The organism is Microcoleus sp. N9_A1 (assembly GCF_036701795.1).
Taxonomy (GTDB): Bacteria; Cyanobacteriota; Cyanobacteriia; order Cyanobacteriales; family Microcoleaceae; genus Microcoleus.
On sequence record NZ_JAUBRI010000017.1, the window covers coordinates 103,238 to 115,542 of the forward strand.

General features: G+C 45.9%; 13 protein-coding genes. 6 read left to right on the top strand and 7 right to left on the bottom strand.

Annotation, left to right across the window (positions count from 1 at the left end):
- Positions 1-145: 145 nt before the first annotated feature.
- Complete coding sequence (locus QUA58_RS10895; protein WP_333097139.1) at positions 146-730, bottom strand: zf-TFIIB domain-containing protein; 585 nt, start codon at positions 728-730, stop codon at positions 146-148.
- 45 nt (positions 731-775) lie between these two features.
- Positions 776-1,174 carry a heterocyst frequency control protein PatD gene (gene patD / locus QUA58_RS10900; protein WP_333249996.1) on the bottom strand — a complete coding sequence of 133 codons (399 nt, stop codon included), beginning with the start codon at positions 1,172-1,174 and terminating at the stop codon, positions 776-778.
- A 462-nt stretch (positions 1,175-1,636) separates the two neighbouring features.
- Here patD and QUA58_RS10905 point away from each other — a divergent pair, with 462 nt between their 5' ends.
- The gene (locus QUA58_RS10905) at positions 1,637-3,910 is read left to right on the top strand and encodes a bifunctional (p)ppGpp synthetase/guanosine-3',5'-bis(diphosphate) 3'-pyrophosphohydrolase (RefSeq protein ID WP_333394031.1); all 2,274 of its coding nucleotides are present in this window, start codon (positions 1,637-1,639) and stop codon (positions 3,908-3,910) included.
- Positions 3,911-3,979: 69 nt separating this feature from the next.
- The gene (locus tag QUA58_RS10910; RefSeq protein ID WP_333249998.1) at positions 3,980-4,207 is read left to right on the top strand and encodes a DUF4926 domain-containing protein; all 228 of its coding nucleotides are present in this window, start codon (positions 3,980-3,982) and stop codon (positions 4,205-4,207) included.
- A 28-nt stretch (positions 4,208-4,235) separates the two neighbouring features.
- Here the strand turns inward: QUA58_RS10910 and QUA58_RS10915 are convergent, their stop codons facing one another.
- Positions 4,236-5,156 (bottom strand): glycine betaine ABC transporter substrate-binding protein, encoded by a 921-nt coding sequence (locus QUA58_RS10915; protein WP_333394033.1) that lies wholly within the window; start codon positions 5,154-5,156, stop codon positions 4,236-4,238.
- A gap of 304 nt (positions 5,157-5,460) precedes the next feature.
- Between QUA58_RS10915 and QUA58_RS10920 the strand changes: the two genes are divergently transcribed.
- Complete coding sequence (locus tag QUA58_RS10920; RefSeq protein ID WP_333250002.1) at positions 5,461-6,828, top strand: aldehyde dehydrogenase; 1,368 nt, start codon at positions 5,461-5,463, stop codon at positions 6,826-6,828.
- 267 nt (positions 6,829-7,095) lie between these two features.
- Positions 7,096-7,446 carry a 4a-hydroxytetrahydrobiopterin dehydratase gene (locus QUA58_RS10925; RefSeq protein WP_333250004.1) on the top strand — a complete coding sequence of 117 codons (351 nt, stop codon included), beginning with the start codon at positions 7,096-7,098 and terminating at the stop codon, positions 7,444-7,446.
- A gap of 26 nt (positions 7,447-7,472) precedes the next feature.
- Here the strand turns inward: QUA58_RS10925 and QUA58_RS10930 are convergent, their stop codons facing one another.
- Complete coding sequence (locus tag QUA58_RS10930) at positions 7,473-8,207, bottom strand: response regulator transcription factor (RefSeq protein WP_333179760.1); 735 nt, start codon at positions 8,205-8,207, stop codon at positions 7,473-7,475.
- 595 nt (positions 8,208-8,802) lie between these two features.
- Here QUA58_RS10930 and QUA58_RS10935 point away from each other — a divergent pair.
- Positions 8,803-9,057, top strand: a complete 255-nt coding sequence (locus QUA58_RS10935) for a DUF6761 family protein (protein WP_333101986.1) — start codon at positions 8,803-8,805, stop codon at positions 9,055-9,057.
- Positions 9,058-9,350: 293 nt separating this feature from the next.
- Here QUA58_RS10935 and grxD read toward each other — a convergent pair whose 3' ends face one another.
- From grxD to QUA58_RS10950, 3 genes are all read right to left on the bottom strand, one after another.
- Positions 9,351-9,674 carry a Grx4 family monothiol glutaredoxin gene (gene grxD, locus QUA58_RS10940; protein WP_172192602.1) on the bottom strand — a complete coding sequence of 108 codons (324 nt, stop codon included), beginning with the start codon at positions 9,672-9,674 and terminating at the stop codon, positions 9,351-9,353.
- A gap of 201 nt (positions 9,675-9,875) precedes the next feature.
- Complete coding sequence (locus QUA58_RS10945) at positions 9,876-10,136, bottom strand: BolA family protein (protein WP_006634035.1); 261 nt, start codon at positions 10,134-10,136, stop codon at positions 9,876-9,878.
- 42 nt (positions 10,137-10,178) lie between these two features.
- Positions 10,179-10,802: a hypothetical protein gene (locus QUA58_RS10950; RefSeq protein WP_333250006.1), complete on the bottom strand. Its 624-nt coding sequence runs from the start codon at positions 10,800-10,802 to the stop codon at positions 10,179-10,181.
- Between the two features lie 326 nt (positions 10,803-11,128).
- Here QUA58_RS10950 and QUA58_RS10955 point away from each other — a divergent pair, with 326 nt between their 5' ends.
- The gene (locus tag QUA58_RS10955; protein ID WP_333394034.1) at positions 11,129-11,527 is read left to right on the top strand and encodes a transcriptional regulator; all 399 of its coding nucleotides are present in this window, start codon (positions 11,129-11,131) and stop codon (positions 11,525-11,527) included.
- The last annotated feature ends 778 nt before the right edge of the window (positions 11,528-12,305 follow it).

Genomic DNA, 12,305 nt, shown 5'->3' on the forward strand with positions numbered 1-12,305 from the left:
CTTACTAACAACAGTCAACAGTCAACCGTTAACAGTCAACCGTCAAAAGATTTTATCACTACATCATTAACCGACCCACCGCTTACTAACAACAGTCAACAGTCAACCGTTAACAGTCAACCGTCAACTGTCAACTAATAACTGACTAAATTTCCCTGCGCTTCAACTCAGCTCTCCGCAGTATGTAAGTAGCGGCACAATCTGCGTGAGGATGGTCTGCTAAAACTTCCGCGAGTTCCAACACATATCCGGCGATATCCGGCCCCAGCTTCTCAGTCAGCACTTGACGTTCCCGAGAGGCGAGTTCTTGCACGCGGGCCTTAGCTTGCCAATTCGGAGAAAACATCTTGTCAATTTCGGTGTGGAATCCCAGACTTTCGAGAATGTCCCACTCGCCGTTATCGCACCAAATGCCCCCGCACAACATACAGCGCTCTATGTAAAAGGGCACTCTGCTGAAAGGAACTTTCGCCCGCGACAGATAGTGACCGTCTTCGGGACACAGCGCTGCTTTGCTGTCGTAGACAGACGGGGTGAATTCTATGCCGAGAGTCCCTGTCGCATCAGGCTTCTCGGATTTGTTGTACCACTGGCTCTGCTCTTTTTGCCAAGCTTCGTATTCTCTGCCTGGAATCCAGATACCGTAACAGTTGGGACACCACTGCACCGACATACGGCCAGCTAAGGTACCGCCTTCTAAATTGGGATGTTTACATTTTGGACATTCCACCGCTTTATTTCTCCTTGCCTTATTAATTCCCTGTTAATTCAATTATTAATTCTGTATCTGGGCGGGCCCTGAAGAACCAGAATTTTTTTGCAGCAGCGCGCCACAGTAGCCAATTAGCGTGTTAAGCCGCGCGATCGCCGCAGTTTGCCTCGCCTTTGCTGTCGCTGGCTGGCGCGACGCTTGCAAAAACGTGACATCTGTCCCCAATAACCGCAGTTGCTTGTGAATTTCCGTCAAATAGGACTGCTCTGGGGGTGTTTCTGAGGCGTCTAACTCATCGCTTTCGGCTCTCATAATTTGGTTTCCGAAAAATTGTTGCACTTTTGTGTATTCGATCGCCAGCGCGGCCCGATCCAGATTATCCTGTGCAGCAGTTCTTTGTAGTTGTTCTAGTGCTTGCTGTAATTCTTGGTAGCACTGGCGACGGTCTTCGGACAATATCATGATTTTGTAAACAAATTTGTATTTATAATCAAAGTAGATACTTACTTAAGTTTGCTCATATGGAGGGAAGCCGTGCGTTTTTGGAGCAATTCCCTGTTTTGTGAGAGCTTTTTTTGATTTGCTGCCCTGACTCTACCCTTCTGGCTGCTGCTTTTAGTTTAGCGTTGCCGGTAAATGCCGATCCCCCGCAACCTCAACTGCTACCGCCAAAATATGCTTATTTTACCCGATTTTCCCCGATCGACAGACTGCGGCGGCGGCAGTGGTGTCACTATATTTTCCTACCTACGAGGGGGGGCGACTCGGGATTACATAGGTATAGTTTGAGAAAAATCGACTATTTTTTTGAATTGCAAATTGTGGCATTCAATTAGTTTAGTATAGCTAAACACATAATTTCGGCAATTCAACCGAAAACCGGCTTTTAACCATTTGTATTTCTAAGTTTTAAAGGTGTACCCCATGAACGCGAACACTCTGACTCCCTCTCCTTCGATCGATCCTGCCGTAGTTCCCGATTGGCTGCAAGAATGCCTGAATACTCGATCGCAGCCTGATGCGGGTTCTAACCCGAATTGTTCGGCTGACGACAGCTTAATTTGTCGGGCCTTTGAATTGGCCCGCGACTTGCACGAAGGACAGTACCGCAAATCAGGAGAACCTTACATTTGCCATCCGGTAGCAGTCGCTGGAATACTCCGGTATATGGGCGGCAACAACGTCATGATTGCCGCCGGCTTCCTCCACGACATTGTTGAAGATACAGATATTACTCTCGAAGAAATAGAACAGCGGTTCGGCGCTGAAGTGCGACAGTTGGTTGAAGGTGTCACCAAGCTTTCTAAGTTTAATTTTTCCAGCAAAACAGAGCGCCTTGCGGAAAATTTCCGCCGAATGTTCCTAGCAATGGCTAAAGATATTCGCGTCATTGTCGTCAAACTGGCAGACCGGCTACACAACATGAGGACTTTGGAGCATTTGCCCGAAGAAAAGCAGCGCAGTATTGCCCTAGAAACCCGAGATATTTTTGCTCCCCTGGCGAACCGTTTGGGTATCGGGCGCTTTAAGTGGGAATTGGAAGATTTAGCGTTTAAATACCTGGAACCGGAAGCTTACCGCGAAATTCAGGAATTGGTAGCCGAGAAGCGAGGCGATCGAGAAACTCAACTCGCAGAAGTCACAGATAGTTTGCGAGAAAGGCTTGACAATTTAGGCATTAAATGCTATGAAGTTAGCGGCCGTCCCAAACATTTGTACGGGATTTATGGGAAGATGCAGCGTCGCCAAAAAGGATTTAAGCAAGTGTACGATATTGCTGCGGTACGGATCATAGTAGAAACTAATGATGACTGTTATCGGGCTTTGGCGATCGTCCACGATTCTTTCCGCCCGATTCCTGGCCGCTTTAAAGATTATATCGGTTTACCAAAAGCCAACCGCTATCAATCTTTGCACACCGGAGTAATCGGAACCAGCGGTCGCCCCATCGAAGTGCAAATTCGCACCGTAGCAATGCACCACATTGCAGAATACGGCATTGCCGCGCACTGGAAATACAAAGAAACTGGCGGTTCTAACACAACAGTCACCGGCGACGACGAAAAATTTACTTGGCTGCGGCAACTCCTAGAATGGCAAAGCGACCTCAAAGACGATCGCGAATATTTACAAAGCATTAAGGACAACTTATTCGACGAAGATATTTACGTTTTTACTCCTAACGGAGACGTGATTGCTCTCAATAGCGGGTCAACTCCCGTAGATTTTGCTTACCGCATTCACACAGAAATTGGCAATCGCTGCACCGGTGCGAGAGTCAACGGGCGAATGGTAACACTAGACAAGGTTTTAAAGAACGGCGATATTGTAGAAATCTTGACCCAAAAAAATGGTCATCCGAGTTCCGACTGGCTGAATTTTGTCAAGACAAACGGAGCAAAAAACCGAATTCGTCAGTGGTTGAAGCGATCGCACCGAGATGAAAATCTTGCTCGCGGGCGGGAATTGCTGGAAAAAGAATTAGGTAAAAACGGATTAGAATCTTTGCTGAAATCTGAACCCATGCAGTCTGTGGCTCAGCGCTGCAACTACCACAGCGTCGAAGATTTAATCGCCGGTTTGGGCTACGGCGAAGTTACCTTAAATCTCGTAGTCAATCGACTGCGAGATTTAGTAAAAGTGCAGCAAAAAATTGAAGCTGCTCCCGCAGGAACCCACGAAGTACCCCAGCTAATACCTGCATCGACGACACCGAAACCACTACCGAGTTCATCTCCGAGCAAATCGCCGATCGCAGGTGTAGAGGGATTGCTTTACCATTTAGCCGGCTGTTGCTGTCCGATTCCTGGGGAATCAATTATTGGAGTTGTGACTCGCACTCGCGGAATTTCGATTCATCGGCAAGGGTGTTCCAATGTTGAGAGCGTACCGGGCGATCGGTTAGTTCCCGTAAGTTGGAATTCGAGCGATCGCAATGCTAGCCGCCCGAATACTTATGCTGTCAACATTCAAATTGAGGCTCTCGATCGAGTAGGAGTTCTCAACGATGTATTGTCGCATTTAAAGGACAACAAAGTCAACGTCCGCAGCGCTCAAGTAAAAACCTATCCCGGTTTGCCCGCATTAATTGATTTGTGCATGGATATTGAGGATAAGGAACAGTTCGAGCGGACTTGTATGCAAATTAAAAAGATGAGCGATATTTTGAATTTGCGGAGGCTGAGTGAAGGGACTTAAGAGGAAATTCTAACTGTATTGTAGGTGCGCTCGGCGCACCTTACCATGCGCTAATACAAGGTTCATCCCATGAAATTTGAAATTTTTTCAGAGATAGCATTGCGAGAAGACATCCCCAAATATAATCTAAAAAAAGGTGCTACAGCAACTATCGTTGAACACTACCAGATGCTTGAATGTGAAGAAGATGGTTATAGCTTAGAGGGTTTTAATGTCGAAGCAATTACAGTTGAAGTTGCCGAGTTCCAGATTGAAGCAATAAAAGCTCCTGTTTTGCAACTTGCAAAAGTAGGCTGACGCGGGAATCTACTAAAATTTAAACCCTTTATTTCCCCGGAGTTACTGGCTTTGGCTCGCCCAACTTTTGCAGCAAAAACTCCTGGGCGACTTCTCCAGCTTCCTGCTGTTTCTTATCAACTTGATAATTGAGTCGTCGCATATCTTCCTCGGAGATTTTGCCGCCCAATTCTGCGAGGACTTGACGCAATTCTGGGTATTTTTCCAAAATTTGCGATCGCACAACCGGAACAGCTTCGTAGGGCGGGAAATAGTTCTTGTCATCTTTAAGAACTACTAAACCTAAACTTTGAATCAAACCGTCCGTCGTATTACCAGCAATCACATCTACTTCTTTTTGTTGCAGGGCTTGATAAAGCAATCCTAACAGCAACTCCTTCGGTTGTTCTCGAAATTTAATCCCGTAAGTTTTAGCCAATCCGGGAAATCCATCTTCTCTCTCGTTAAATTCTGGGCCGAAACCAGCCCGGAGGTTAGGTGCAGCTTTCCCAAGTTGCGAGAGAGTTTGTAAATTGAGTTTTTTGGCATCGTCTCCCCGCACAATAATCGCAAAACTGTTATTAAATCCCAGCGGTTCCGTCCATTCTGCTTTAAACTGTTTGGGATATTCTTGTTTGAGGTAATCGAAGACTTTTTTGGGGTCGGAAATCGGTTTCTGTTTCAGGAGGTTGGCGTAAGCAGTCCCCGTGTATTCGACGTACAAATCGATTTTACCTGCTGTTAGGGATTGATGGCAAAGCGAACCTCCGAGATTCAGTTCTCGTTCTACTTTGAGATCTGTTTTAGCTTCGATATGGCGTGCTAAAATTTCTGCGAGGATGACTTGTTCGGTAAAGTCTTTCGAGCAGATGACAACTTGCTTTTCGGGCTTAGAGGTACATCCTGCTACTGCAAGCAAGCAAAGCAGCCAGCAGGAATAGAAAAAAAAATCGTTCTTAGATATTTTCATGACTTAACTCAAATTAAAAATCTACAATTAATACCTTATAAGTTATAGCATAAAGCCCAGATCGCAGACTTTTTCAACAAGTCTGCGCTTTAACACCGATCGCACTTTACCAGAAAGAATTGGTTTAAAGCCTCTCCCTTATAGGGAGAAATTAAAAGAAGACTATTCATTACTCCAATCCTCGGACTTCCAGGTAGAGGTCGCTATCTTGCGGTCAACTGTCAACTGTCAACTGTCAACTGTCAACTGAACCAAGTTCCGTTTTCCTGTTGTAACATTTATTTATAGACATGGAGGACAAAAAATGGTAATCAGCGTCAGCGATATTATCCAGCAGCAGCGGCAATTTTTTGCGACTGGGAAAACTAAAGATGTGGATTTTCGGATCGAACAACTCAAGAAGCTCAAAAGTGCGATCGTTTCCAATCAATCACGGATTGTGGATGCTGTCAAGGCTGATTTGAACAGGCCGGAGTACGAGGCTTATTTTGAAATTGCTGCGATCGCAGAAGTTAATTATGCCATCAAAAACGTTAAATCGTGGGCCAAGCCGAAAAAAGTGCCTACTTCGATCGATCAATTCCCAGCATCGGCCCGCATTTACCCAGAACCTTTGGGCGTAGTTTTAATCATCGGGCCTTGGAATTACCCATTTCAGCTAATGATATCACCTTTAGTCGGGGCGATCGCCGCCGGCAACTGCGCCATCCTCAAACCTTCAGAAATCGCCTCACACACGTCGGCAGTTGTCGCCGACATGATTACCAAAACCTTCGATCCCGCCTACGTAGCCGCCGTCGAAGGAGGAGTCGAAATCAGCCAACAATTATTAGCCGAAAAATTCGACCACATCTTCTTTACAGGCGGCACAAAAATCGGTAGAATAGTCATGGAAGCCGCCGCCAAACACCTAACACCCGTCACATTAGAATTAGGCGGCAAAACTCCTTGCATTGTAGACTCAGATATTCAAGTTGAATACACTGCTAAACGCATTGCGTGGGGCAAATTCATCAATGCCGGTCAAACTTGTATCGCTCCCGATTACCTGTTAGTTGATAAAAAAGTTAAACCCGATTTGATGCAGGCAATTAAAACAGCAATTCACGGATTTTACGGCGACGATCCGCAGAAAAGTCCCGACTATTCCCGAATTATCAATCAGCATCATTTAGGACGTTTGGCAGAATTTATCAAAGACGGAGAAGTTGTCGTCGGCGGTCAAACAAACCCCGAAGATAAATATATTGCACCCACGGTTCTCGACAAGGTTTCCTGGGATGCGCCTGTGATGCAGGATGAGATTTTCGGCCCGATTTTGCCAGTTTTGGAGTATGATGATTTCGGGGAGGCGATCGCCCAAATCAACGCGCGTCCCAAACCCCTAGCTTTGTATTTGTTCTCGAAGGATAAAGAAAAACAAGAGCGAGTCTTGCGCGAAACTTCTTCCGGCGGAGTTTGCATAAACGACACGGTTATGCAAGTCGGAGTAACAAGTTTACCTTTTGGCGGAGTTGGCGACAGCGGCATCGGCACCTATCACGGAAAAGCAAGTTTTGACACTTTTTCTCATCAAAAAAGCGTCCTGCAAAAGTCATTTTTACTTGACTTAAAATGGCGGTACGCTCCCTATCTAGGTAAGTTGGATTTGATTAAGAAAGTTATAGGTTGATCGATCGCACTTGCAGGGGCGGGTTCACCAACGTTTACAATATCAGCGAGATAGCCAAATCAACCCGCCCCTTCCTGATATTATCGGTCAAGCGATTCCACGGTGAAGGAAAATTTCCTTAAATTTTAAAGGATTGCTGATCTGTTTTATGAACGATTTCGATCACAATGTCTACGCCACTCTTAAAGGACAGTTGCCCCGTCCCAAATAATCCACATTAAAAATGTCTATAATATCTTTTAGCATCCGATCGCTAAAAAGGAATTTATGGAACCTTTATCAAAAAAACGCTGTGCCGCCTGCCGCCCCAACTCTCCCCGCGTCACAGCTTACGAAATTGTCCAACTAAAACCTCAAATTCCCGAGTGGAATTTCATCGAAAAAAATGGCATTCCCCAGTTAGAACGCACTTACAAATTCCACGATTTCAAAAGTGCGATCGCCTTTACAAACAGCGTCGGCGAAGCAGCAGAAACCGAAGGACATCACCCCGCACTGTTAACCGAGTGGGGAAAAGTTACCGTTACTTGGTGGACTCACGCGATTTCTGGACTGCATCGCAATGATTTTATTATGGCGGCGAAAACAGATGCGATCGCCAATCAATTCCCCAAATAAAATCCGACTTATAGCCCGATCGTAGTTTAAGAAAGCACCGCCCTAGGCACTGGGGAATGCGGTTGATTGGCATTATTCAACAACTCCAGATTGAGTCGGTAGCCGACATTCCGTACAGTTTGAATCAGGCTCGGCTGTCGCGGGTCGATTTCGATTTTTTTACGCAGAGAGAGTACGTGAGTGTCGATCGTCCGGGGGTTATCAATAGCATCGGGCCAGGCCCGACGCAGCAAATCCGAGCGCGACAGCGGCACTCCTCCAGCTTGAGCGAGCACGTACAGAAGGCTAAATTCCTGGGGAGTCAACTCAATATGTTCCTCGTACAACCTCACTCGGCGCTGCACCAAATCAATTTTCAGCAGCCCGCACTCCAGCGTCGCCGGCGGTACCATCGTGCGGTTGCGGCGCATCAGAGCTTCCACCCTGGCCATAAACTCTTGCATCCCAAAGGGTTTAGTCAGGTAATCGTCTGCCCCCGCCTTCAAACCTTCAACAATATCCGATTCCGAATTCCGCGCCGACAGCATCAAAATCAGTGACTGCTGCTGCTGTTGCAGCCAGTTGCAAAATTCCAAACCGTCCCCATCGGGCAATTGGGCATCCAGAATGACTAGGGTTGGCTGGCGGCTGAAAAATATTTCCCTAGCGTGACTGATATCCGCTGACTGGTGCACCCAGTGACCGACTTGCTGTAGATGCCAGCCCAAGAGCGATCGCAGGTGCGGATTCCCTTCAACAATTGAAATACTTGCAGATTCCACAGAGGCGAGCTTCCCATATCACTAATTGCTACAAGGTTAACAGAGCTTTTGTCAAGCTTTTGTAACCATCGCTACTCAAGCATGAGCTGCATTTAAAGCAGCGGACATACCTAGGGCAGGAATTTTAAAGATTGGGTTAATTTAGCAGGGTCAGCCTGCAGAATGGTTAAATCATTCTGGCGATGAGCTTACAATGAAAATAAGACAGTGTAAAGCCGATCGACCCCATGCCCCAACCGCCAGCTAAAAGCGATCCCCCTGACCCAGTCCCCACTCCCAGGAGGTTGACAAATCGCGCAAGTGAAACTAGAATTCCTCCAACCGTTCGCTCGGTAGCCGGAACACTCACCCACTTTGACCGCAAAATTCAGCAACATCCCGACTTTATTAAACGCACAGCGAATTATCTAGGTGCGCGCCAAAAGTCGAGCAACTGCATTGCAACGAGTGAAATTTTTTATGGAGGGTAGCCTGTTGAGCAGGGTAAAAACTTTTATTTAGAAATAGCCTCAAGCTGAGCCACTCAGCATCAATCGAGGTCATTCCTAAATCCCGCCGTCATTATACAAACCACAAAGGATTTCAAACTCACACTATGCTACAAGACACCCAAACAATCCGGCACTACCAAAAACTCACCGACGCCCTCGTCGAAATGTGGAATAGAGGTTATCGCTTCGATGACCTGCGGCTTTACTTAGACGGCTATTTAGCAGCCCTGCGGCATTCCAACAGTTTGGAGCCCTATCTGATTCACAGACTAGAGGAAGAAGCAGCGCGTTACATTCACGACCCATCCAATTTTGCAATGCCACAGACACAGACACAGGCTGAATCAGACTACTATTAAATAGCAAATTCGGTTTGATAAACCCTTGATGATTTGGGAATTGGGAATTGGGAATTGGGAATTGGGAATTGGGAATTTTAACGGGTTCCCTGGCTCTGCCTGGGAACCCATGTCCAGAGGCTCGACCTCGCTTTCGGAGCCTAAAAATTGGAGGTCGAGCCGACCGCATTGCGTTACCAGGCAAAGCCTGGGAACGAATAATTAAGTAAATCAACTTAATTCAAAGTAAAACGCGATTGCTGTTATTTCCCCAACTTCTTTAAGAAGTCGGGGAAATGTTTTTTCTGTCTAATTTAAGAAGCCAAAGCCACTTCTACAACTTCTTGCAATTCGCCCTTTTGATACATCTCGATCATAATATCCGAGCCACCAATAAACTCACCGTTGATATAGACTTGGGGAATTGTCGGCCATTGGGAATACTCTTTAACGCCTTGACGAATTTCCTGGTCTGCCAAAACATCAACAGTTTCGTAAGGCACTCCCAAAGTATTGAGAATTTGCACCACAGTATTAGAGAAACCGCACTGGGGCATTAACTTATTGCCCTTCATAAATACCATGATTTTGTTTTGCTTAACCAACTCGTCAATTCTTTCATGTGCTGCTGTAGTCATGGTAGCTCCTAATATTGTTTGAAAATTTTTAAACGTTGACTGACGCAGAAACCGGGTTTTTTAGGACAATCTTTCGTTACAGCCATAGATTCCGGTTAAAAAACCGGATTTTTTGGGTTTTTGTGCGTAAGTGGAGCAGTTCTATTTCAAGCAACTCTTGACACCAGCACAAACTTGTGATACCCACTTGCAAGTCAACAATTAAGCAACTTGATTCTTCGCTTCCCATTCTGCAGGAGTTAACGTTTCCAAGCCCAAAGCGTGGATGGCTTCACTAGCCATTGCCTGTTTGAGAGCGCCGTAGACCAGTTGGTGCTGCTGTACTCGGCTTTTTCCTTCAAAGGCTGCAGAGACGACTCTCGCCTGGTAGTGGTCACCGCCGCCGGTCAAATCGTCAACTTGTATTTTAGCGTCGGGCAACCCTGCCTTAATCATTTCTGCTACTTGAGACGGTGTAACCATTGGTTTCTGTGATAAACGGCTGTAATTTAGATTTTAGTGGAACTATTTTGTCGATGAGCTCGGTTGACTGCTGGCAGGCCGGGGATAGGGCGCATCCACAAAACCCAATTCCAGTAACTGCTGGTAAGCTTTCTTGCCCAAGTCGCGAGTTGGCTGCTGCGATCGAATAATCTGAATCAGCAGGGGCACAGCCAGTTCCGGTTTATTTTGCGCCCGGTGTACCAACGCCAGTCGGTAGGTAGCTTCGTCGCGCATTTGGGCTGTTTCTACAGCTTTGGTGCGGTGGCTTTCGGCCAAGCGGATGTCAATTCCGGCAAAACTGCTACCCAGTTGTTGATAGAAGTTGGACAGTTGATTGAAAATTTGGCGGGATTCTTGGAGTTTTTGAGTAGCCAGTGCGTAATTCTGATTGGAAATAGCACTGCTGGCTTCTGTCATCAAACGCTGGCCTCCTGGGACGCTCAGCAAGCTGCTGTCTTGCGTCAGAGGGCGAAGATTGTTGGGGTCTGTGGGGTCGTCGGCAGGTTCGACTTGCAGTTGGTTCTCTGGCGCAGAAGGTTGTTGTGCTTGGACTTGGAGCGGTTGCAACAGGGTAAAAGCTGCGATCGCCCCGATCGTAATCCGGGCAGTGGAGCGAAGCCAACAAACAGTTCCAGAGTATACCATGAAATTACTTTGCGCCTGTGCGCTTTAAAAAAATATTTAGCTTGAGCCGATCTTACCATTGGCGATCGCAACCGGCTAAGTGTAAACCAATTTTGTGCAAATGTCAAAGGGTGCGATCGATTTTGGATTTTAGATTTTGGATTTTAGATTTTGGATTGAACCAGGAAATCGCGGGGGATTAGACAGATCCCGGCAATCTAGTCCTGGACGCAGAAACCGGGTTTTTTTACCTAAATACTGGCTTTGAGGCTTTAAAAATGGTGGAAAACCCGGTTTATTTGGTTTTGATGGGTAAGTCCCGATCTAATTCAACAGTAGAACGAACCATGAATATCGCAATTGAAAGAACAGCTTACGGTCAACTGCTGGCGAAATCGCAGCCTAAGCCCATCCTGAACGAAGAAGATTACGATCTCGCCCTCGCAGAAGTCGAACCCCTAATGTCCCAGGAAGAATTAACAGTAGAAGAAGAAACTTTACTGAGTCTCTGGGGGCTGTTGATCGAAGAATACGAATCAAAATATTACCCAATTCCAGAAGTGACTCCCCGGGATGTTCTATTGCATTTCATGGAAGTTCGCGAACTCAAACAAGCCGATTTAGTGGGCGTGATTGGTTCCAAAGGAGTAGTCTCTGAGGTGGTTAATGGAAAACGGGCGATTAGCAAGGCGCAAGCTAAGGCGCTGGGAGAATTTTTTAATATTAATCCTAGCGTGTTTATTTGACTGAGATGTTGCACCATTCTCGCTTAACAGGCAAGATGCCTGTTCCACAAGAAAATTTATCTTTTGTGGAACAGGCCGGAAAGCCTGTTCAGAAAAGGCTTATTGACAATGGTGCAAGATGTGAGTTTGAGGGATTTGCTGAATCATTGTTAATAAACCTTTTACGGGCGGGCTAGAAGCCCAACCCCTACTCCCCACAAGAAGAAAATTCAGTTTTTGTGGAACAGGCATCCTGCCTGTTCTTGAGAATATATTGACACTCCCTGACCTGAAGGTGCAGGGATTCTTGGTTCTGCGACAGACCTTAAAATCATCTATCCTTTCGGCAATACTTAAACCAGATATCCGCTCAAAAGAGCCAAGTATCGAGCCTAACTTAGATAACCTCAGAGGGTTTGTCTCCCCAAGCTTTCGAGAATTTTTTCTCTTGTTTCTGTGTGTCCCACAGTACGTTTTATCTCGAAAAAGTTTAGTCTCTGATCTTAGCTTACGTTAGTTAGCCTAGCTATGTTTATTCGTGGTTTTCGCCACCCACTAGCCATTATTATTTTCCGACCAGTCGTTTGAGCGTGGTGTCTCATGTGTATCGGCGGTTATTCTACCTGTGACATAAGTCTTATTTTACCAGGTTTTGAATAAAATACAAAGTTTGGAATAAAATACAAAAAAACTTAAAATAAATATATTAATGAGACTAGACAAGGGAGCATCCCATTAAGGAAGTAAGTATTTATACTTAGTTTAGAAACAGGTAAAATGTTAAAAAATCACACCTCAA